The organism is Bosea vestrisii, from assembly GCF_030144325.1.
In the GTDB taxonomy this organism is placed as follows: domain Bacteria; phylum Pseudomonadota; class Alphaproteobacteria; order Rhizobiales; family Beijerinckiaceae; genus Allobosea; species Allobosea vestrisii_A.
Genome location: NZ_CP126307.1, coordinates 1841722 through 1861269, shown reverse-complemented (window position 1 = coordinate 1861269; position 19548 = coordinate 1841722). Strand labels below are relative to the sequence as shown.

31 protein-coding genes, 1 tRNA gene and 1 pseudogene are annotated in these 19548 nt (G+C 62.9%); 16 read left to right on the top strand and 17 right to left on the bottom strand.

Annotated elements, in window-relative coordinates; translation table 11 throughout:
* Positions 1 to 205: 205 nt before the first annotated feature.
* Positions 206 to 490: a DUF982 domain-containing protein gene (locus tag QO058_RS09325; protein WP_284171744.1), complete on the top strand. Its 285-nt coding sequence runs from the start codon at positions 206 to 208 to the stop codon at positions 488 to 490.
* Between the two features lie 237 nt (positions 491 to 727).
* Here the strand turns inward: QO058_RS09325 and QO058_RS09320 are convergent, their stop codons facing one another.
* The gene (locus tag QO058_RS09320; RefSeq protein WP_284171743.1) at positions 728 to 979 is read right to left on the bottom strand and encodes a hypothetical protein; all 252 of its coding nucleotides are present in this window, start codon (positions 977 to 979) and stop codon (positions 728 to 730) included.
* A gap of 145 nt (positions 980 to 1124) precedes the next feature.
* Between QO058_RS09320 and ligD the strand changes: the two are divergent.
* Positions 1125 to 2168 (top strand): annotated as a pseudogene (gene ligD, locus QO058_RS09315) (non-homologous end-joining DNA ligase).
* Between the two features lie 476 nt (positions 2169 to 2644).
* Here ligD and QO058_RS31375 read toward each other — a convergent pair.
* From QO058_RS31375 to QO058_RS09295, 5 genes are all read right to left on the bottom strand, one after another.
* Positions 2645 to 2791 (bottom strand): DUF6894 family protein, encoded by a 147-nt coding sequence (locus QO058_RS31375; RefSeq protein WP_432212029.1) that lies wholly within the window; start codon positions 2789 to 2791, stop codon positions 2645 to 2647.
* Between the two features lie 4 nt (positions 2792 to 2795).
* Entirely contained in the window at positions 2796 to 3020 is a 225-nt protein-coding gene (locus QO058_RS09310) for a hypothetical protein (protein ID WP_284171742.1), read from the bottom strand.
* A gap of 129 nt (positions 3021 to 3149) precedes the next feature.
* On the bottom strand, positions 3150 to 3359 hold the full coding sequence (locus tag QO058_RS09305) for a cold-shock protein (protein ID WP_284171741.1): 210 nt from the start codon (positions 3357 to 3359) through the stop codon (positions 3150 to 3152).
* A 305-nt stretch (positions 3360 to 3664) separates the two neighbouring features.
* On the bottom strand, positions 3665 to 3940 hold the full coding sequence (locus QO058_RS09300; RefSeq protein ID WP_284171740.1) for a hypothetical protein: 276 nt from the start codon (positions 3938 to 3940) through the stop codon (positions 3665 to 3667).
* A gap of 57 nt (positions 3941 to 3997) precedes the next feature.
* Positions 3998 to 4243, bottom strand: coding sequence for a hypothetical protein (locus tag QO058_RS09295; RefSeq protein WP_284171739.1), 246 nt, complete (start codon positions 4241 to 4243; stop codon positions 3998 to 4000).
* A 132-nt stretch (positions 4244 to 4375) separates the two neighbouring features.
* Between QO058_RS09295 and QO058_RS09290 the strand changes: the two genes are divergently transcribed.
* Positions 4376 to 4579, top strand: coding sequence for a hypothetical protein (locus tag QO058_RS09290; protein ID WP_284171738.1), 204 nt, complete (start codon positions 4376 to 4378; stop codon positions 4577 to 4579).
* A 756-nt stretch (positions 4580 to 5335) separates the two neighbouring features.
* On the opposite strand, the gene QO058_RS09285 is transcribed toward QO058_RS09290, so the two are convergent.
* Both QO058_RS09285 and QO058_RS31045 read right to left on the bottom strand, forming a co-directional pair.
* Entirely contained in the window at positions 5336 to 5623 is a 288-nt protein-coding gene (locus QO058_RS09285) for a BrnA antitoxin family protein (RefSeq protein WP_284171737.1), read from the bottom strand.
* A 22-nt stretch (positions 5624 to 5645) separates the two neighbouring features.
* Positions 5646 to 6080, bottom strand: a complete 435-nt coding sequence (locus QO058_RS31045) for a helix-turn-helix domain-containing protein (protein ID WP_347976194.1) — start codon at positions 6078 to 6080, stop codon at positions 5646 to 5648.
* 159 nt (positions 6081 to 6239) lie between these two features.
* Here QO058_RS31045 and QO058_RS09275 point away from each other — a divergent pair, with 159 nt between their 5' ends.
* From QO058_RS09275 to QO058_RS09245, 7 genes are read left to right on the top strand one after another with little or no spacing between them, the layout of a single operon-like run.
* The gene (locus tag QO058_RS09275; RefSeq protein ID WP_284171736.1) at positions 6240 to 6656 is read left to right on the top strand and encodes a hypothetical protein; all 417 of its coding nucleotides are present in this window, start codon (positions 6240 to 6242) and stop codon (positions 6654 to 6656) included.
* A gap of 34 nt (positions 6657 to 6690) precedes the next feature.
* Positions 6691 to 7170 (top strand): hypothetical protein, encoded by a 480-nt coding sequence (locus QO058_RS09270; protein ID WP_284171735.1) that lies wholly within the window; start codon positions 6691 to 6693, stop codon positions 7168 to 7170.
* Positions 7167 to 7340, top strand: a complete 174-nt coding sequence (locus QO058_RS09265) for a hypothetical protein (protein WP_284171734.1) — start codon at positions 7167 to 7169, stop codon at positions 7338 to 7340. Before QO058_RS09270 ends, QO058_RS09265 begins: the two co-directional genes overlap by 4 nt.
* The gene (locus QO058_RS09260) at positions 7337 to 7633 is read left to right on the top strand and encodes a hypothetical protein (RefSeq protein ID WP_284171733.1); all 297 of its coding nucleotides are present in this window, start codon (positions 7337 to 7339) and stop codon (positions 7631 to 7633) included. Before QO058_RS09265 ends, QO058_RS09260 begins: the two co-directional genes overlap by 4 nt.
* On the top strand, positions 7630 to 7986 hold the full coding sequence (locus QO058_RS09255) for a hypothetical protein (protein ID WP_284171732.1): 357 nt from the start codon (positions 7630 to 7632) through the stop codon (positions 7984 to 7986). Before QO058_RS09260 ends, QO058_RS09255 begins: the two co-directional genes overlap by 4 nt.
* Complete coding sequence (locus tag QO058_RS09250) at positions 7983 to 8300, top strand: hypothetical protein (protein ID WP_284171731.1); 318 nt, start codon at positions 7983 to 7985, stop codon at positions 8298 to 8300. Before QO058_RS09255 ends, QO058_RS09250 begins: the two co-directional genes overlap by 4 nt.
* Positions 8301 to 8342: 42 nt before the next feature.
* The gene (locus QO058_RS09245) at positions 8343 to 8642 is read left to right on the top strand and encodes a PRC-barrel domain-containing protein (protein ID WP_284171730.1); all 300 of its coding nucleotides are present in this window, start codon (positions 8343 to 8345) and stop codon (positions 8640 to 8642) included.
* A gap of 297 nt (positions 8643 to 8939) precedes the next feature.
* On the opposite strand, the gene QO058_RS09240 is transcribed toward QO058_RS09245, so the two are convergent.
* Positions 8940 to 9015 (bottom strand) — tRNA-Ala (locus QO058_RS09240).
* A gap of 108 nt (positions 9016 to 9123) precedes the next feature.
* On the opposite strand from QO058_RS09240, the gene QO058_RS09235 reads away from it, so the two are divergent.
* From QO058_RS09235 to QO058_RS09215, 5 genes are all read left to right on the top strand, one after another.
* Entirely contained in the window at positions 9124 to 9414 is a 291-nt protein-coding gene (locus QO058_RS09235; RefSeq protein WP_284171729.1) for a YggT family protein, read from the top strand.
* Between the two features lie 5 nt (positions 9415 to 9419).
* Complete coding sequence (locus tag QO058_RS09230) at positions 9420 to 9734, top strand: DUF167 family protein (protein WP_284171728.1); 315 nt, start codon at positions 9420 to 9422, stop codon at positions 9732 to 9734.
* A 72-nt stretch (positions 9735 to 9806) separates the two neighbouring features.
* Positions 9807 to 10526, top strand: a complete 720-nt coding sequence (locus QO058_RS09225) for a carbonic anhydrase (protein ID WP_284171727.1) — start codon at positions 9807 to 9809, stop codon at positions 10524 to 10526.
* A 178-nt stretch (positions 10527 to 10704) separates the two neighbouring features.
* Complete coding sequence (locus tag QO058_RS09220) at positions 10705 to 11181, top strand: cold-shock protein (protein WP_284171726.1); 477 nt, start codon at positions 10705 to 10707, stop codon at positions 11179 to 11181.
* Positions 11154 to 11366, top strand: coding sequence for a cold-shock protein (locus QO058_RS09215; protein ID WP_248309784.1), 213 nt, complete (start codon positions 11154 to 11156; stop codon positions 11364 to 11366). The genes QO058_RS09220 and QO058_RS09215 overlap by 28 nt, the downstream gene beginning before the upstream one ends.
* Positions 11367 to 11488: 122 nt before the next feature.
* Here the strand turns inward: QO058_RS09215 and QO058_RS09210 are convergent, their stop codons facing one another.
* The 6 genes from QO058_RS09210 to QO058_RS09185 form a co-directional block, all read right to left on the bottom strand.
* Positions 11489 to 12028, bottom strand: coding sequence for an MOSC domain-containing protein (locus tag QO058_RS09210; RefSeq protein ID WP_284171724.1), 540 nt, complete (start codon positions 12026 to 12028; stop codon positions 11489 to 11491).
* 124 nt (positions 12029 to 12152) lie between these two features.
* Positions 12153 to 12641 (bottom strand): bacterioferritin, encoded by a 489-nt coding sequence (bfr, locus tag QO058_RS09205; protein WP_284171723.1) that lies wholly within the window; start codon positions 12639 to 12641, stop codon positions 12153 to 12155.
* A 110-nt stretch (positions 12642 to 12751) separates the two neighbouring features.
* Entirely contained in the window at positions 12752 to 13039 is a 288-nt protein-coding gene (locus tag QO058_RS09200; RefSeq protein WP_284171722.1) for a (2Fe-2S)-binding protein, read from the bottom strand.
* Positions 13036 to 13569 carry an iron response transcriptional regulator IrrA gene (gene irrA / locus QO058_RS09195; RefSeq protein ID WP_284171721.1) on the bottom strand — a complete coding sequence of 178 codons (534 nt, stop codon included), beginning with the start codon at positions 13567 to 13569 and terminating at the stop codon, positions 13036 to 13038. Before irrA ends, QO058_RS09200 begins: the two co-directional genes overlap by 4 nt.
* Positions 13570 to 13739: 170 nt before the next feature.
* Positions 13740 to 15329: a DHA2 family efflux MFS transporter permease subunit gene (locus QO058_RS09190; RefSeq protein ID WP_432212028.1), complete on the bottom strand. Its 1590-nt coding sequence runs from the start codon at positions 15327 to 15329 to the stop codon at positions 13740 to 13742.
* 175 nt (positions 15330 to 15504) lie between these two features.
* Entirely contained in the window at positions 15505 to 16710 is a 1206-nt protein-coding gene (locus QO058_RS09185) for an HlyD family secretion protein (RefSeq protein ID WP_284171720.1), read from the bottom strand.
* A 149-nt stretch (positions 16711 to 16859) separates the two neighbouring features.
* On the opposite strand from QO058_RS09185, the gene QO058_RS09180 reads away from it, so the two are divergent.
* Positions 16860 to 17534 (top strand): TetR/AcrR family transcriptional regulator, encoded by a 675-nt coding sequence (locus tag QO058_RS09180; protein ID WP_284171719.1) that lies wholly within the window; start codon positions 16860 to 16862, stop codon positions 17532 to 17534.
* Here QO058_RS09180 and QO058_RS09175 read toward each other — a convergent pair.
* Together QO058_RS09175 and QO058_RS09170 are read right to left on the bottom strand one after the other, a co-directional pair.
* Positions 17531 to 18394, bottom strand: coding sequence for an alpha/beta hydrolase (locus QO058_RS09175; protein ID WP_284171717.1), 864 nt, complete (start codon positions 18392 to 18394; stop codon positions 17531 to 17533). The genes QO058_RS09180 and QO058_RS09175 overlap by 4 nt on opposite strands.
* Before the next feature lie 71 nt (positions 18395 to 18465).
* Positions 18466 to 19521 (bottom strand): DMT family transporter, encoded by a 1056-nt coding sequence (locus tag QO058_RS09170; protein WP_284171716.1) that lies wholly within the window; start codon positions 19519 to 19521, stop codon positions 18466 to 18468.
* Between the last annotated feature and the right edge of the window lie 27 nt (positions 19522 to 19548).

Below are 19548 nucleotides of genomic sequence, written 5' to 3'. Positions count from 1 at the left end.
AAACGCAAAGAGGATTTCCGAGTTCTATCGCTACAGCTGCTTCGATATTCGTCATTCAACTAATCTTTGCAACCGTCGGTTACCCGTGCGCCATTCTCGCCCAGCTGATCCTTCGGCCCATATGGTGCGCAAGCGGCTTTCCGCGTCAGCTCGCGGATAGGTCACGGCAAATCTCTCTAGCTGGAACGTCTATCGGCAACCGGCGTTGAATCGCCAGTTTGTGTCGGAGTGGCGTGCCATGTGGCATCGCTGGTTCAGCTCAGCCGTCTATGTGGAGACCGATCGCGCCGGAACTTCTTGTGCGGTCACATCAGTCGAGAAGGCCGCCGAGCTGCTCATGGTTTGGCCGGAGCGCGGCAATGAATGGGAAGAGGCCTTTCGAGCATGTGCAGCCGCTATCCACGGCAAAGGGACAGCCGTCGAGGCTCGCAGCGCGTTCGAGAAGGCTGCGGCAGCTGCCAATCGTCTGATTTTGGCTACCACCGGTTAGCGGGCCATTTCGCTCCATCGTGAGAAGGCGGATGAGATGAAGATCTACCGCGCCAGCTGATGGTAAACGGACACCCCCAGCCCAACCCGCAGGAGCGGCTCCTGATCATGACCGGGTTCTTAATCGGCTGCATAGCGGCGCAGATCTGGATGCGGTTCGCCTAGCGACGCGCCCGACGCCCTTCGATATCCCGACGTCGACGGCCGCTGTGAGAAGCCCGATATCAAGAGCGCGGCATCACGGGCACCGGGTCAGCGTTCGCCCGGTCGATACGATCTCGAACAGACAGTCATCGATGAAGCGCACCGGCGAACCGTCATCAAGCGCATATCGCGTGACGGTCAAGCCGGGGAAGGGGCGGGAGACGATTACGGTGTAACGGTTGCCGTCCTCGTCTTCGCAGAGCTCGCGATAGAGCTCGATGGGTGCTGACGCGGGGCGGATCGTAACCTTGTCGCTGAGCCGGGACTGTTTCGGCTGGGTACGCATGACAACCCTCCAACGCAACTCGCCATGAAACCGGCGCGCCTTCGCACTGTTCCACCCCGCGGAAATTCTTCCGTCGGCTTAGGAACGTCGCACCTTGGCTGACGTTGAGTCGCCGTTAGTGTGTTGCGTTTGATGGTGTTCGGAAATGGCAGAGCGTTTGCGCCGAGCTTTGAGGGCCACCCCTGCCAGCGAGGTGCTGCGCAGCGCGCCAGTGAGGGCGCGTCGCGGCGCTGACAAACCCGATCTCTTCACCGACCCGATGCCGGCGCGGATCGAGCCTTGCTTGGCTCTCCTGCAGGCGAAGGCCCCGACAGGCCCTAATTGGGCGTTCGAGGTGAAGTGGGATGGCTACCGCCTGGCGGTCCACCGCGATGCCGGCGGCGTGCGCGTCATCACCCGCGGCGGACATGACTGGACGCACCGCTTCCCGTCGATCGTGGCCGAAGCGGCGGACCTCGACGCTGGCAGCTTCATCCTCGACGGCGAGGCGGTGGTCCTCGACGAATCCGGCCGGGCGGATTTCGGCTTGCTGCAGCAGGCGCTCGGCGGCCGGGGCGGCAAGGCACAGGCCGAACGTGCCATGCTCTTCGCCTTCGATTTGCTTTACCTCGACGGGCACGACCTGACGCGGATGGCGCTGAGCGAGCGGCGCGACATGCTGGAGGATCTACTTGCCGGCGAAACCGGGATGATCCGGTTGAGCGAGGAGGTCGAGGCCGAAGGCGCGGCGTTCCTCGCTGAAGCCTGCCGGATGGGCCTTGAGGGCATCATCGCCAAGCGCCGCGATGCCCCCTATCGGCCCGGCCGCGGCGGCGACTGGCTCAAGATCAAATGCATCCAGTCCGACACTTTCCTGATCATCGGCTACGAGCCGTCCAGCGCGGCGCTCGGCGGGATCGGCCGGCTGCTGCTGGCGGGGCACGGCAACTACGGCCTGACCTATGTCGGCAGCGTCGGCACCGGCTTCACGCACACCAGCGCCACAGCGCTCGCAAGCAGCTCGATCGGATCACCGCCGGTTCTCCGCCGGCGCGTGGCCTGAGCCGGAAGGGTGTCGTCTGGGTGAAGCCGAAGCTCACGGCCGAGATCGCCTATCGCGGCTGGACGCATGACGAGAAAGCTGCGCCACGCCTCGTTCAAGGGGCTACGCGAGAAAGCTGACGAGGCGAAGGTCTACCGGCTGGGCTGACGCCCAGTCGCTCTTTGCAGACGAAAACCGCTGTTCGCTAGCTCGTCGTCAGGTGCCTGAATAGGTAGAGCAGACCTATAAGAATTGGGATTGCCAAAAGCGCTTTACCCAAAGCGACGTTCCTTTAGGATAAGTCTCATCCACGAGTCTCGTGAAAGTTGCGCGACAATGCCTCATTTTGCGCCACCCGTCCACGGTGATCTATGCCCGGTTGACCGATGCCAAGTGGGGGTGAACGGTGGCGATCGCTCTCTTTAGTGTCGCGGTTGCGGCGGCTTCTGCTCTGGCATTCGAAACGATAGAAGCCGGTGTCGCCATGGGCACTTTCGTTGGGGCAGCCTTGTGGCTTGGTCGTCGAGCCATGAGCGACAGCTAGCGACCGACCGCCACGCTTCAGGCGCGCCGGCGCGTCAGTTCAAGTCGCTGGGCTGCACGCGCTTGGCTTCCCGTACCCAGTAAATGCCGTGATCCGAGCTTCACCGCCGCGGAGAATCCACTTTGGCGATATCAGCTAAAGTCTGCAAAGCTAGAGTGCGAGCAGCCGCTTCATCCTGCAGCTCACGGCCTCCGATATCGACGCGGTCAGACTCGCCATCGAAAATATCGAAGAAGTAGAGCGGCATAAGCTTATAGAACTGGCTTCTTTCGCTTCTTCGGCGCCGCTACCGACGCCGCTTGTCTTTCCGCCGCCTCCTTCTCCAGACGCTGGTGTCTCTGCCTGGCCATGTTCACATCGCGTTGATGAGCGATGCTGTCGAGCTCAGAGGTGATCCGGTTCCGCGCGAGCGACTGGGTCTGGGTCTTCATGAAATTGTTCTCAGCGCTGATGCGCTGTGTCGATTGCTCAGCCATTCCAAATCACATCTAGTGCGGCATGCGCCAAGAACATAAAAAAAAAGGCCAAGCATTGAGCTTGGCCTCCCGGGAACTGCTGTCGGCAATGCCAGTACATCCGTGGTCATCACCGACGAGACAGTTCGATCACGCCGTCTGAAGCTGCTCGGCGGCCATCTTGCCGGAACGGTTGTCCCGAGCGACCTCGAAGCCGAGCTTCTGGCCCTCCTGCAGGTCGCGCATACCAGCGCGTTCGACTGCTGAGATGTGAACGAACACATCCTGGCTACCGTCGTCAGGCTGAATGAAGCCGAAACCCTTGGTGGAATTGAACCATTTCACTGTGCCGGTGGTCATGAAAAACCCTCCTTTTGGCAAGACCTGTCGTTCGCCGAACAGGGTGCTCGGCGAATTCAGAACGATTTCGAAAGGGGGAGATTATCAGAACCGCGCCAAAGCGCGAAAATAACAACGACCGACCAACAAATATCGACGAACATCAACCTAAGCGCGGCTATCACGATTGTCAATCAATATCGCTAAGACTGGAGGTTACATAAAAAAGCCAGATGGACGCAGCTGCAATGGCAGTTGATCGGTCCGCGTCGCTTAGCAAAAGCGGTTGCTTAAGCCGCCTGCGCATGTTCCTCCTACGCCCCATCTTACTCCTTTTTACCAATTAGACGGTTGAAAGCCTCGGTGATGGGAATGCGGGGACTACGCGGCTCGGCGGGTCGGTTTCCGTTCGGCGCTGCGTCACTGATTTGCGATTCCCCGATAACCCGTTCCCGGTCATCGCTACCTCTCACGCGATACTGGGGCTCGCCGTCAGTTTGAAACGGCAGCAGGCGCGTGACCTCATACAAGCCGACTGCATCATGGTCGTAGAAACCAAACGCAAGGCGAACCTGGTCTCCAACTGCGTAGCGGTGCCCCATTTTACGCTCCTCTGTGCAAAGCCTCAGGCGGCGTCTACTCCGAGGATCCGGCGAGGTTCATCCGTCAGATCGGGTGATCCTTCGGCCTGTTGGTTCAATCTCGAAATTGTGCTCGTCGATGCACTTCACCGCTGTGCCGTCATCAAGCGCGTAGTCGGTGATCCCTAGGAAGGGGTACGGCCGGTAGGCGATCACAGTGTAACGATTGCCGTCCTCGTCCCGGAAGACTGCAGGTTGGATCGCCGGGGCGGATTCCGCACGTTCCCTGGTGACTCCGCCAGTCTTCTCAGGTTCCTCACTCATCGCGATCACCTAATGCATCAGAGCTCAAAACTACCGGCGGGCAAGGGCTGTTCCGACCGCGTATTAGATTCTCTCCTCAGTTTAGGAACGCCGGTGGCCGGTTAACGTTGAGCGCTCTGAGGAGCTGCCGCTATGAACGAGCCTGATCTCCCTTCCAATGCGACGGCGGCCGAGCAGATCGCTTTTCTCCGCGCTGCAGCGGCAAGGTGCCGTCGCCTGGCCAGCGCCACCGCCGATTTAGATTTGACCGGCACCTTGCTGGCGATGGCAATGGACTACGACACAAAGCTTCAGGCGCTCATCCATTCTTCGGAGGCAGCCCGGGACGAGCCTTGAGGATGCGAGGCATATCGGCCCGCCAGATGCCGCTCTCGACCCTTTGCTGACATCTGCACGGTAACTCCGATGACGACGTATCCGGCGTCCTCGATGACGGCTGCCGTACTCATCCGGATGATGAGCTCGTCTTCGACGACAAGGACAGTCTTTGTCATGCGCGCTTTCGTTAGCCTAACAACGAAGAACTGCCGCCAAATCGAATGGTTGCCGACCGATGGAAATAAAACGGGCGGTAATGCCCGCATTGCGTTGGTGACCCGATGAGAGCCGCCACTCTAGCGAGAATTAGAGGCGCACCTTAAGTCCAAAATCGCGATGTGATGCCGAACTCTCAGCGATAATTGTTTCATGATTATCAGCGAGCACGCAAAACCGCCTCGTGAGGGAGGTCGCAATTCTTAGAAGATCCAATTGGCCATCGATTAAGACCGCTTGCAGGTCATGATTGTCATCGCCGCCGCCACGTTCGGGGAGCTGCTTTTCGATCTCTCGATAGATCGCTTCGGCGAGCCGCTCGCAATCGCACGACATGCGTAATCCGGTCCTTCGATTTCTGCCTTTTCAACAGATGGGATCGGAATTTTTGAATGAAAGTCCCTGGGGCGCATGCGCAGGAAACCGTACTGGCGATACGCTTTCCGGCTCCTCCGGCGTACTCGCTGTGCGGTTGCCGAGCCCGCGCAGACGGCGACCTACACGCCGCGACTCTGGAGCCAGCTAGGCAGTATCAACGCAAGGCCTTTGCGCAAAATCTCAGCCGTCGTTCGACGAGTTTAGTTCATCTGACCCGAGGCCCTCGTCTGCCGGGGCCGGCAATGCCTTGCGAAGAAAAGCATTGATCCGGTCCTGCCAGCCAGGGCCACCGTCTTGGAAGTGGGCGAGCACCTCGCTATCGATCCGGAGCGTGACAACCTCCCTGGCGCCCGGAACGACAGCGCGCTTTGAGACTGGCGTTGACGTCACGGGAGCAGGAGCCTTGAACAAGGCCTCCGCATTATCGCGCGCGCTCGTGGGGCGGCGGGTGGTCCGATCGTTGTTCATTCAATCCTCATGAGAAGATGGTTCACTTTGGGGCTCTCCCTTTGTCGCGCGCCTTCTCCACCATAACTGGTTCGCCGGTCAGCGCACCGCGTCGCTCGGCCTTTTCTTGCTTGGTCGCGTCCATGTCGCTCATAGCTTCGTCGGCCGCGCTGGCCGCCTGCAAGCGCACTTCGGTAGCGCTGGCCTTCATCTCGTCCGGCGTCGCTCGCGAAACGCCAGACGGCTTCGCCAGGCGCACGCCAGCGCCGCCGCCGTTCTCTGGGATGAACTCAACCCCACCGGCTTCTAAGGCCGACCGGATCGCATCGACTGTCCGATCCTGAGCGCCGAGCACGCCGGGTTTGCCTTCAAGGCGCTTTATTGAAGGCAGGGATACCTTTGAGGCTTCTGCCACGTCTTTTTGCTCCCACCGAAGAAGCGCTCGCGCGGCCCGAAGCTGCTCACTCGTCAGCGGCATTTCAATTCCTCAGGAACTATATGATACCTGAGGTATTGAGAAATCCTCAGGGACTAATTTATACCTGAGGTATCGCACATCGCGGTCGTACGATCAAATCGTGGACCCGGCGCGAACTGACTGCCTGAGCCACGCCTTCAACATCGCTGGAGATACCCAATGCCGAACGCCATCGTTCGGGCAGCCGCCACCGGCTTGCCGTCTACCGACTTCGCGTCGCAGATCTTCCCGCCATCCAAGCTCGCCGCCATGAGCATGCACGATCTGGCGCAGCTGTCGCAGCTTCTGTGGGTCGTTCAGGGCGCAATTGCGCAAAGCGCCATTATCAATCATCCGGGCCCGATCACGCCGGCCTGCAACATGCTGCAAGATTTCAGCGGCGAGGTCGTCAGTGCGCTTTCCGACATAGCGGCGACCGCCAGAGCGCATCAGCCGACAGATGCCGCCGAAGCGAGGTGGCGTGCCTGGCTGCTGCTGAGCAGCGCTGCGCTCTTCAGCAACGACCTCGCCGAAATTGCCGTGACCGCAACGAACGCTGTCGCGGACGAGCGCTCGTTCGCAGGCTCGCACCACTAACCCGCCACCGCTTCCCTTCCTAGAGGAGTGCTCCATGCCCGCATTGAACCGCCGCGCCGCGATTAAAGGCGTACTCACTTCCGTTGCGGTACCGGCTGTGATTTCCGGCTGCGCCAATTCGCCTGCCGCTGCCGCCATCTGCAAGGCGGTACCCTATGTGCCCCCTCCGCTCGCGCAGGATATCGGCGCTGACGGCGCGCCCGACGCCAAGCTGTTCGCGCTGTGCGCGCAGTTCCACCGCTTAGACAAGGCCGAGGCAGCGGTGTTTGAACGCTATTGCTCCCTGCCGACCGATAGCCAGGAAGCGAAGGCTATCTCGGCCGAATTCGAAGGGCGTTATGCAGTTTGGGCCGCCGTCTCTGATGCCTGTTACGAAGCAGCGCCGCGGACACCGGCCGGGGCCGCGGCGCTGCTCGATGTCATCTTTGCTCGCGACTCCGAGTACATCGACGAAGCAGTCCAAAAGCCCCTGAAGCTAATTCGCGACTGCCTCAAAGCGATGGCGGAAGCATGAGCGCGATCCGCATCAACCGCAGCCGCGGCCGGGGCAAGCCCTCGCGCTCATCCGCCGTAAAACCCATCAGCCTGCCGACGTACTCGTTCTATGGCCATCTGCCCGTCGTCTTCGTTGACGGGGAATTGGTCATCGGCAGGCGCGTCCTTCCAATGGAGCGCCGCGCATGAACCGCCAGCAGTTTTTCCGCGAGACGCCAGTCGCCGCAGCGACCGTCTACGCCCATGAAGTCGAAGCTGAAGCCAAACGGATTCCTCGCGTCATGGCCTGCCTCGATCGCTGCGGCGCGACATTTGAGGCCGTGCCGGGCTGGCCTGGTTGGTATGCCGCTCGATGGAGCGATCAAGTCAACTTCGGCGACCACCTGCGCCGTTGGGCGTGCTGCACGGATATCGAGATGGATTGCGAATGGCCTTACGCACTCGCGTTCAAGGCGCGCGTCGAAGAGAGGGGGCAGCTATGAGCCTCGTGGGCGAGAACCTCTTCCCGCTCTTCGCTCAGCCACTCTCTGGAAGCGAAGATCTAACGCCGGCCGAATCGCGCGACGTGCTCCTGATCCTGGGAGAAGTCGCGAACCGGCTGGCACGCGCCACCAACTCCGCCGCCGGCCTCCGGCGCAGGCTCGACGCCATTGCCGGCGCCGTCGTCGCCTTCATGGATCAGATCGACGGCGATCCGGATCTTGAAGAGCAGTGTGAGGACGAGGGCGGACAGTGCGACGACGAAGGCATGCCCGATGACAACGGCATCGCGGACTTCGACGGCGAGGCGGAGCAATGGAGCACGCAGCACCGGCAAGGCGGGTGGATGACATGAAACTCCGAGACATCACCGACGCCATCAGCGGCGAGGACAAGCCAGCGCTCAGGCGGGCGTTCTGCGCCCTGGTTGAGCATCCCGAGGGTGAGGTCGTTGAGGCCTCCTCGGGTGGACTACTGATCGTGGCGCTTAACCGGCTGTGCGTCGCGCTGAAGAATGATGCGGCTACGATGCCGCCCGAGACCTGCGCGGCACTCCAGCTGCCTGCGGGCGCGACCTATGCCGATGGCGCGGCTCAAGCGAAGCGGGACAGCGCTCGGCTGGCGCGGCAACTCATAGCGGCCGGCGAGCGCTCGCAACGGAACGCCTGAGGCCTCTGCTCGTTCAATGAGTTCGAGCATGAGGAGGAAATCATGGACCACTCCAAGCATATCCGTCTTTCCAGCTCCGAGTTGACTGCCGACGCACTCGATGGGGCCACTATCTATGGGCCCGGCGACGATAAGATCGGCTCGGTCTCCCACATTCACGGTTCCGGGCCGACCAGTCAGGTCGTAATCGATGTCGGCGGTTTCCTTGGCATCGGCGCAAAGCCCGTAGCTGTCCCGATTGGCGAACTTGACTTCATGCGCGACGAAGATGGCGAAGTTCACGCGCTCGTCAGCTGGACCAAGGATCAGCTGAAGGCGATGCCCGAGCACATCGACCGCTGAGACAAAGGGTATGACGGGGCAACACAGGCGGCTAGGTTTTCTGATGCCGATGCCGCCTGGCGATGAAGCGTTCGGCCTGAAGGTTGGCGTGAGCGGCGGCCAGAACTAGGGGAGGGGGCGAATCGCCCGAGCCATTGTCGATCGCGAGCGCTGATTTCGTTGCGCATCGTCAGCCGAACAGGTCTGGTGCTCAAATGGAGACGACGCCTGCCTTCGGCGCCTGTTGGGGTAAATGTTGGGGTAATCCCAACCAGTCCCGCTAAAAACCGTTTAATCCCATATATTTAGCGAAAAACCTGGTGGAGCTGAGGGGATTCGAACCCCTGACCTCTGCAGTGCGATTGCAGCGCTCTCCCATCTGAGCTACAGCCCCAAGGCGCTGGCCTTCTAGGCCTTGCGTCGCGCTCCTGTCAATCGCTTGCGGCAGGAGTTTTGTGGGCGCTTCCGGCGGAGCGCCCGGCCTTCTCGGAGATACCGTTCGATGCGTGCCGTTCTCGACGTCGTGATGTTGGCGCTGAACCTCTATGTCTGGATCCTGATCGCCTCGGCGGTGCTGAGCTGGTTGATCGCCTTCAACGTCGTCAACACCCGCAATCAGTTCGTCTCCACGGTCTGGGATTTCCTCTACCGTATCACCGAGCCGGCGCTGCGGCCGATCCGGAACATGATGCCCAATCTCGGCGGCATCGATATCTCGCCGATCATCCTGCTACTGCTGATCTTCTTCATCCAGAGCGTGATCACTCGCTACATTTACCCCAACGTCTTCTAGCAGCAGTGACGGCCTGGTCCGTCACGCCGGACGGGCTCGCGATCGCCATTCGCCTGACGCCGCGCGGCGGGCGCGACAGCCTGGGTGGGATCGAGACCCTGGCCGATGGTCGCCAGGTGTTGAAAGCCAGGGTCAGGGCTGCCCCGACCGAGGGGGAGGCCAATGCCGCGCTGATCGTGCTTTTGGCCGAGGTGCTCGGCGTTTCCCGCTCGCAGCTGTCGCTGACGGCCGGCGCGAGTGCGCGACTCAAGCGCATCGTCGCCCGCGGCGATGGCGAGGCATTGGCGGCGCAATTGCAGAAGCGGATTTGCGAGATTTGATGCTGCATTGCAGCAGAATCATGCCAGCCAGCTCTTGACGAAGGCAGTCGCCTTCTGGCCCAACTGCGCGCCATGGACCAGCCAGCTTCAGAGCCGTTCCCGCAGCGCCTGACGGAAGGCTATCGCACCTTCCTCGACGATCGTTTCGTCCGCGAGCAGAGCCGCTACGAAAAGCTCGCCGAGAGCGGACAGACGCCGAAGATCATGTTGATCGGCTGCTGCGATTCGCGGGTTTCGCCTGAGGTGATCTTCGATGCGAGTCCGGGCGAGATGTTCGTGATCCGCAATATCGCCAACCTGATCCCACCCTTCTCGCCGGACGATCAGCTACACGGCACCTCGGCCGCGCTCGAATACGGCGTCCAGGCGCTCAAGGTCGAACATATCGTCGTGCTCGGCCATGGCCGCTGCGGGGGCATCAGGGCTTTCGCCGACGATGCCCAGGGCCCGCTTTCGCCCGGCGATTTCATCGGCAGGTGGATCACGCTGGTCGAACCAGCGGCCAGGCGCTCGGGCGGGCGCAGCCGCAATGAGAGCTTCGAGGCTTATGTCGAGCGCCTGGCCTTGCTCTCGATCCAGCAGTCGATCGCCAATCTGCGCACCTTTCCCTGCATCAGCATCCTCGAGGGTAAGGGGAGGATCCATCTGCATGGCGCTTATTTCGCGGTCGCGACCGGCGAGCTGATGCTGCTCGATCCCCAGTCCGGGCAGTTCGTCCCGGCGGTTGGCGAGATGCCGAAGAAGGTCCAGATGATCCGCTGCTCGGAAGCCGAACCGAGACAAGGCGGTTGACGTCTGCCCCCCATGGGGTGAATTTTGAACGATCCGCCGCTTGAAACGGCGTCTCTGGAGAAAAATTCGGCAATCCGGCAGCATTTCGCCGGACCAGAATTTTTGCTGCGCCGCCCCGATGACGAACCCCGAAGCTTGCGCTAGATTGCGCGCTCCCGGTCACTATCGTTGAAGCTGCATGTTCGATCGTCGTAAGCCCGCCGCCCCGGCACCGTTCGTCACCCACGAGAATGTCGAAGCCAAGATCAAGTGGTTCGATCCGGAGAAGGGCTTCGGCTTTGCTTCTCCGGCGGACGGCTCTGGTGACGTTTTCGTCCACGTTTCATCCATCGGCCCGCAAGATCCGCAGGACCTGCAGCCCGGTGCGACCATCATCTGCGATCTCGGCGAAGGCAGGCGCGGCCTGCAGGTTGTCGCGGTCCACGAGATCGACGCCTCGACCGCGACTCCGGCTGCGCCGCGGGCGCGGGCGGCGGTGGCGCTGGCGGCGGTCGTCCGTTCTCGCCGCGCCCGCCCCGTGACGATTTCGGCGGCGGCTATGGGGGCGGCGGCGGTTACGACCGCGGCGACCGTGGCGGTTTCGACCGTGGCGATCGCGGCAGCTTCGATCGCGGCGCTAGCGCCCCGATGGAGGGACCGTTCGACGGCGCGGTGAAGTTCTTCAACACCGAGCGCGGTTTCGGCTTCATTGCCCCGGACCAGGGCGGGCCGGACGTGTTCCTGCACGTCTCTTCGCTGAGCCGAAGCGGTTTGCAGCCGCCGATGGACGGGCAGCGCGTACGCTTCTCGATCCGGGCCGGCAAGAAGGGCCCGGAAGCGGCGAATATCAGCTACGTCTGATCCGCCTGCCTTGCGAGCATCGGTTTGAATGAGCGGCGTGGCTTTCGGGCTGCGCCGTTTTTCGGTCAACGAAGCGGCGGCCCGCCAGATCCGCCGCGTCGACGGGGCCTATGCCGAGGGGCTCAGACCCGTTCGAGCGCGCGATGCGGCAGCGCCGGCAAGGTCACGGCGATCGCGTCGCCCGGCCTGACTTTGCCGCCTGCAATGACCACCGCCATGACGCCGGCCTTGCGGATGAGGCTGCCATCGGCGGCCCGGCCGAGCACTGCCTTGAGGAGGCCGGGCTGGAAAGCCTGGATCTGGATGCAAGGATTGCGAAGGCCGGTGATCTCGACGACGGCCTCGTCCCCGAGCTGCAGGCGGGCGCCGATGGGCAGGCCGAGCAGATCGATCCCACGGGTGGTGACGTTCTCGCCCATCTCGCCTGGCCGGACCGAAAAGCCGGCGGCTGCGAGTTCGCTGAAAAGCTCGGCGTGAATGAGATGAACCTGCCGCAGATTAAGCTGGGTCGGATCGACCGCGACGCGTGAGCGATGCTTCACCGTCGCGCCGCAATGGGCATCGCCCTCGATGCCGAGGCCGGCAAGCAGGTGGATCATGGGCAGGACAGGCTTGCTGAAGTGGTGGCGGTCATCCCGGGCCACCGCGACGATCAATCCCATCCGCTTATCTCCATGCTGTCGGTCTGGTCTCTGGCATGGTGCGCCCCAGTTGGCGAGCACGGCGCGCAACAAAAACCGGACCTGTCGCCAGGCCCGGTTGGTCATTGCCACGAATCACCGTTGCTCAGTGTTGGTCGCCCTCGAGCCCGCCGATATGCTTCTGGGTGTAGAGTTCGAGGCCGATGCGGCCGATCAGGTCGAGTTGCGTCTCGAGGAAGTCGATATGGCCTTCCTCATCCTTCATCAGATTCTTGAACAGCTCTTCGGACGGGTAATCACCGACCTCGCGGCAGTATTTGGCGGCTTCCTGATAGAGCGCGCGCGCCTCGATCTCGGCCTTGAGGTCGCATTCGATCACTTCCTTGACGTTCTCGCCGATGCGCAGCGGGTCAAGCGTCTGCATATTCGGGAAGCCTTCGAGGAAGAGGATGCGGTCGGTGAAGCGGTCGGCATGGACCATTTCCTCGATCGATTCCTTCTTCCAGATCTTGGCCATGTCCTTCAGACCCCAATTGTCGAGGATCCGGTAGTGCAGCCAGTACTGGTTGATGGCCGTGAGCTCGGAGCGCAGGCCCTTATTGAGGTATTCGATGACCCTCTTGTCACCCTTCATCGCTGCTCTCCTGGCAATGAGCTACATTAGAATGATCCTAATGTAGAGCTTGGAGGCGCGAAAGGGAAGAGGGAGATCGTGCGGTATCAGGAAAAATCGTGCAACCTTGATCAGGCTGCGACGCGGTCGTCGTTCTCCTCGATGCCGGCCATCATCAGGCCGATAGAGACATGCACCGAGCAGGCGATTTCATGGCTGGCGCAGCTATGGCACTGGCTGGCGCAGGCCGCGCGCGCCTCCGTGAGCAGAGCGCGGACCTCGCGGGCGCAACGGCCGCAATCCGGGCTGCAGCCGAGGCAATCATAAGCCTCGCCCGCAGTGCGCGGACCGCTCCCATCCGGCGCGATCGTACCCTTGATCTGCCGGCAGGATAAAACGTTGCAGGAGCAGACGATCACGCCCGGCGGCCACCGGCGACCTTCGTCACCGTCTCCTCTTCATCGGCGCGGCGCAGGCGCACAATCACTTCGACGGAGGCGATCAGCATGCCTTCCGGGGCGACCGGCAGACCCGAGACATGGATCTCGGAACCCGGAATGTCGACGACGGTCTCGTCGTCTTCGTTGTAGAAGTGGTGGTGCTCCGAGACATTGGTGTCGAAGAAGGTCTTCGGCCCGGAGACCGAGACCTGGCGCAGCAGGCCGACCTCGGAAAACTGGCGCAGCGTGTTGTAGACGGTCGCGAGCGAAAGCGGTTCGCGGGCGCGCAGCGCCTCTTCATAGAGCATCTCGGCGCTGACATGGCGGTCGCCCTTGGCGAAGAGCAACCAGCCAAGCGCCATGCGCTGCCGGGTCGGCCGCAAGCCGACGCTACGCAGGCGCGCCTTGACGGCGCTGATCGGGCAGGCGGCGGGCGCCTTTTGCGGCCAGGGAATCTGGTCCGCCTGGGCTCGCACCGGGCTGCCATCCTTGAGGGACAGAATGCTCATGAACGCTTTCCAACTCGCAGATCAGTTCCAATGCAGTTTAGAATTTATCTAAACTACTGATATTACTCATATTTTTGACGCTTCCGAAGCCGACTGTCAATCTCTTCGCACCTGCGGCAAGACGCATCAGGGGGTTGTCCACCACGCGCGCCGGGCGGAGTTGGCCGCTCTTAGTGGCCGCCGCCACCGCCGGCGGGGGCCACGGCTGGCGGCTTGGTCATGAACAGGGACAGCAGCACCAAAGCAGCGAAAATGACGGTCAAGGCGAGAAAGACGTCGCCGAACGCCATGACCAGTGCCTGCTTGTGGGCCCGCTGCGTCAGCAGCTTCAGCGCCATCGACTGGGCAATGTCGCCATATTCGATGAAGCGCTGGGTCATCGATGCCAGATTTTCCTCGGCGATCTGGCGGCCGGCGGAGACGGCCTCGTGCAGGCGCGTGATGTGTAGATCGGTGCGGCCGTTGAGCAGGGTGTTGATCACCGCGAGGCCAACCGCGCCGCCGAGATTGCGGGTGAGATTGTAGAGACCGGATGCATTTTTGAGCTGCTGCGGAGGCAAGGTCCCGAGCGCGAGATTGTTGATCGGCACCATGCACAGCATTAGCGAACAGCCACGCAGAATCTGCGGGATCAACAGTTCGTGAAAATCCCAGTCGGCGGTGATCGAAGAGGCGAGCCAGGTGCCGAGCGCGAAGCCGCCGAAGCCAATCATCATCATGATGCGCGGATCGAGCTTGGTCGACAGGCGCCCGGCGATCGGCGCGGTCAGGAACATGGCAAGGCCGGTGACGAACATGGTCTCGCCGATCATCAGCGCGTCATAGCCGCGGATGCGACTGAGATAGACCGGGTAGAGATAGGTCAGCCCATAAAGGCCGATGCCCATGGTGAAAGAGAACAGCGAGCCAAAGGCGAAGTTGCGGTTCCTGAAGGCGTAGAGATCGACCAGGGGGTCGTCGCGCGTCAGCGCGCGCCAGAAGAACATGATGGCGCCGATGATCATCACGGCCGTGAAGAGAATGATCTCGTGGCTCTCGAACCAGTCGAGGCGGGTGCCTTCCTCGAGCACGTACTCCATGCTGCCGAGAAAGGCGGCCATGGATATGAGGCCGACCCAGTCGAAGCGCTTGAGCAGGCTATGATCGGGCTTGTCGAAATCGATCAGCGTCCAGGCGGCGATGGTGACGGCGATGCCGGGCACGACATTGACCAGGAAGAGCCAGTGCCAGGAGAAGGCATGGCTGAGATAGCCGCCGACAGTCGGGCCGATCGTCGGGGCGAGCGTGGCGATCAGGCCGATCAGCGGCGAGACGATCGGCCGCTTCGAGGCCGGGAAGATCGTGAAGGCCGCGGCGAAGACGCCGGGAATCATGCCGCCGCCGATGAAGCCCTGGATCGCGCGCCAGAGGATCATCTCGTTGATCGAGCTCGATGTGGCGCAAAGTATGCTCGCCACAGTGAAGCCGGCAGCGGCGATCGAGAAGAAGACACGGGTCGACAGCGCCCGGCTGAGATAGCCGGACAGCGGGATCATGATGACTTCGGCGATGAGATAGGCGGTCTGGACCCAGGCGATCTCGTCGCTGGAAGCCGAGAGACCGGCCTGGATCTCGGCGAGCGAGGCCGAGACGATCTGGATGTCGAGGATCGCCATGAACATGCCGAAGACCATCGCCAGGAAGGCGAAGATCCGGCGCATGGGGATGGCGTCGGCAGCCGGTGGGGCGCCGGTGGGGATCGCAGTCGCGGCGGTGGCCATGCCGGCCTCCTGAGCGGGCTTCAGCTTCGGGCTTCAGCTTGGGGTTTGAACCGGGCCCCCGGCCCGAGGAGCGCCGTGAGGCGCGCTGCGGTTTGGCTCAGAAGGGGCGAATGAGCCGCTGCGCATCGCCATTTCCCGGTCGGAAATGGCTCCTCGGGTCGGGGGCCCGGGTGTCTTAGTTCCCTGCGCTCGGGCGCGGGTCGATCGAAACCACGACCGACATGCCGGGACGCAGCACATGCCTGGCCGCCGACTCGGGCGACAGCGCAATGCGGACCGGCACGCGCTGGACGATCTTGGTGAAGTTGCCGGTGGCGTTGTCGGGTGGCAGCAAGGTGAAGACCGAGCCGGTGCCGCCGGCGATGCCGCTGACGGTGCCCGCGAAGCTCTGGCCGGGCAGGGCGTCGATGGTGACCTTCGCCTTGTCGCCGATCTTCAGCGGGCCGACCTGCGTCTCCTTGAAGTTGGCATCGACATAGACCTTGTCGAGCGGGACGATCGACATCAGGCGCTTGCCGGCGCTGACGAGGTCGCCGAGCTGCATGTTGGTATTGGCGACGAGGCCGTCGATCGGCGCGGAGATCGTCATGAAGGAGAGGTCGCGCGTGGCCTTGTCCTCGGCGACCTTGAGCTCGTCGATCTGGCGGGCGGCCTCGACACGCTGCGCCTTCAGCACTTCGATATTGGCCGTAGCCTGGACCACACCGGCCTTGGCGCTGGCCAGCGAGGCGGCGGCCTGGTCGCGCGCGGCGGTGGCGGCGTCGAGCGTCGCCTGCGAGCCATAGGACTTGGCGGCGAGGTTGCTGGCGCGGTCGAAATCGGCGGTGGTGCGAGTGACAGCGGCCTCGGCCGAGGTCTGCTGCGCCTGCGCCTGCAGCAGGCTGGCACGGGCAGCCTCGATCTGCGCGTCGATGCGAGACAGGGTGGCCTTCGCCGTGGCGCTCTTGGCCTGCGCACTTTCCAGCGCGATGCGCTGGTCGCCGGCGTCGAGCGCGACCAGAGACTGGCCGGCCTTGACCTCCTGGTTCTGCGTGACCGCGATCGTGGCGATGTTGGCAGGCAGCTTGGCCGAGATCGTCGCCATTTCGGCGCCGACATAGGCATCGTCGGTCGAGATGATGAAGCGGCCATTGCGCCACCAGTCGACGCCGAACCAGAGGCCGGCGGCGAGCGCCGTGCCGGCGACGAGGATCAAGGCGATGCGCTTGCTGCTGCGGCTCTTGGGCGCCGGTTTGTCGCCTGCCTGTGGGGCAGCGGTGCGCTCCTCGTCAGCCTTGCGGGCTTCGACGGGCGCGGGGGTCTGCTCGAGCACCGGGTCGACCAGCTTCAGCCGGTCGCGGCGGTCCTCGGAGCGCTTTTCAATGGCGGATTCGACAGTCATGGTGACAATGCCCTGACAATCACAATTCGAACCGCTTGGTTCGATTGCGGTTGAAATAGCGCCGTCCGCAGTGCATATCAAGAGGAAATCGAACCAAGCGGTTCGATTATTTTTGCAAGCGCGAACATGCGCGAAACGGATGGAACACAATGAGCGCGACGCTAGAGCCGCGACACGTCAAGGCGATCTCCCGCAACCGGCGCGTTGCCGGTGCCGACCCCGACAAGCGTCACCAGATCCTCGAAGGCGCACATGCCGTGTTCGCGGCGCGCGGCTTCGACGCGGCCAGCATGAACGACATCGCCGCAGCCGCAAACGTCTCCAAGGGCACGATTTACGTCTATTTCGAGGACAAGGAGCACCTTTTCGTCGCGCTTATCGAACGTGAGCGCGAGAAGCAGAAGCAGGGCATGTACGCAGCTCTCGCCGAGGAGCCCGACCTCAATCTGGCGTTGACGAATTTCGGTGCCGGGTTGGTGCGCCTGCTGACCGGTGCCTTCGCGCTGAGCGCCCACCGGATCGTGCTTGGGGTCGCCGAGCGCATGCCCGATCTCGGCCGTGAATTCTATGAGCGTGGCCCGATGCAAGGCGCACAGCAACTGGCCGCCTTTCTCGCCCGTCGCGTGACGCAGGGCGAGCTTGCGATCGAGGACACTGCATTGGCGGCGGCGCAGTTCGTCGATCTCTCGCAGTCGACCCTGATGCGCCCGCGTCTATTCAATGCCGTGCGTATGCCGCCGAGCGAGGAGGAGATCGCAGGCGTCGTCGGCGAGGCGGTGACGATGTTCATGGCCCGTTATGGAGCGTCGCCCAAGAAGCCCTAGGCCTTTGTGAAGCGCACGATATCGGCGAGAACCGGTGCGCCGCCCCGGAAGCCGTTGTTCAAGGCGAGCAGGATCCCAGCGTGGCCGATGCCGGGGTAGGTTTTCAGTTCGACCGCTACTCCCGCAGCGCGAAGTTTTGCGGCGAGCGCAATGCTATTGCGTGGCCTGACAGTCTCGTCCTCGTTGCCGGTTGCGAGGAAGGTGCGTGGCGCGCGAGCGCTGGCAAAGCTGATCGGCTGGGTGTCGAGCGGTCGCGGAAACTCGCCGAAGGCGGCGATGCTGCGTGGATCGTCGAGCGGCAGGAAATCATAGGGGCCAGCAAGCCCGGCGATGCAGCGCACGAAACCGGAAGGCAGGCCAGCGCGGGCGAGGAAACGGCGGTCGAGCGCCAGCATCATCGCATTGTAAGCACCGGCCGAATGGCCACTGAGCGCAATCCCAGTCGCATCTCCGCCATATCTTGCGATGTGGTCGCGGACCCAGCGCAGGGCGAGGGCGCCGTCTTCGACGAAAGCAGGGAAGCGGACTTGCGGCACCTGCCGGTAATCAGGGATGACCGTGACGAAGCCTTGAGCGGCGAAGGCGCGGCCGACGAAGGCATAATCGGCGCGCTCGCCATTGTTCCAGCCGCCGCCATAGAGGAAGACCATGACCGGTGCGTTGCCTGTGCTTTGCACAGGCACGTAGACGTCGATCTTGTGGCGTTCGTCCGGGCCGTAGGCGATGTCGCTGGCCGCAAGGCGGCCGCCGGCATCACCGGGCGTGAGGGCATTGAGCAGTCCGAGCGGCGAGCAGGCTGACAATAGCGCCGAGCCGGCTGTGAGGAAGGCGCGGCGGCCGAGGGCGATGAGAGAGGCCATTGCGGACCGAGGCTAGAGTGCGGGCAGAGTCCTGAATAGAGCGCTGCCCGCGAACTGGATGCAGCTTCAGCCTATCGTCCCGTGACCATGCGCGCCCGGATGCGCTCACGATGGGCGGTGTAAAGCCCGGACGCGATGATGATCGCCGAGCCGAACCAGGTGAAGGCGTCGGGCAACACGGAAAACAGAATGAAACCGAAGGCCGAGGCCCAGAGCAACTGCACATAGGAGAATGGCGCCAGCAGCGAGGCGTCGGCGTGCCTGAAGGCCTGGATCACGAACCAGTGCCCGACGGTCGAGAATACGCCGATGAACAGGCCGACCAGCAGCGCTTCGGTCGTCAGGGGCTGCCAGGTCAGCGGCTGCAGCGCCGACAGCACAAGGCAGCCGACAACGGCCGACCAAGCGAGGGTGGTGACCGGGTTCTCGCTCGCGCTCATCATCCGGGTGACGATCAGGGCAAAGGCCCAGGTCACCGCCGAAAGGACGGGAAGGATCGAGGCGAGCTGGAAGTCGCTGCCGCCCGGGCGGACGACGATCAGTACGCCGATCAGGCCGACGGCTGTCGCAGTCCAGCGCCGCCAGCCGATCCTCTCGCCGAGGATCGGGATCGACAGCGCGGTGACGAAGAGCGGCGAGACGAAGCTCGTCGCGGTCGCATCGGCGATCGGCAGGTATTTCAGTGACGAGACGAACAGGATCGAGGAAACCGTGACAGCGACGCCGCGCAGGATCTGCATGCCCATGCGCTTTGGCTTCAACTGCGCGAAGCCGCCAGGGGCGGCCACCGCCAGCATGATCAGCGCGAAGGCAGCATAGCGCAGCCAGACGACCTGGAGTGCAGGGGTCGTTGCCGTGAGGTATTTCGAGGCGACGTCGGCAGCGGACAGGAAGACGCTGCCGATCAGCATCAGACCGATGCCGCGCAGGCTGTTGTCGCGCCGCGGCGCGGGGCGCTGCGGCGGCTCGGCCGGGGCTGGATCGACCGGCAGAGGCACTCTCGTCAAGGTGTCGGGCAAGGTTTCGGCAAATCTCGATGAAAGGCCGACCGTAGCCGATGATCGCGGCGGACCCTTGCGCAAATCCGGTACGGCCGTCATGCGTCCGCGCAAGAAAAAGGCGGGCATGGTGCCCGCCTTGGAATTTTATTTGAA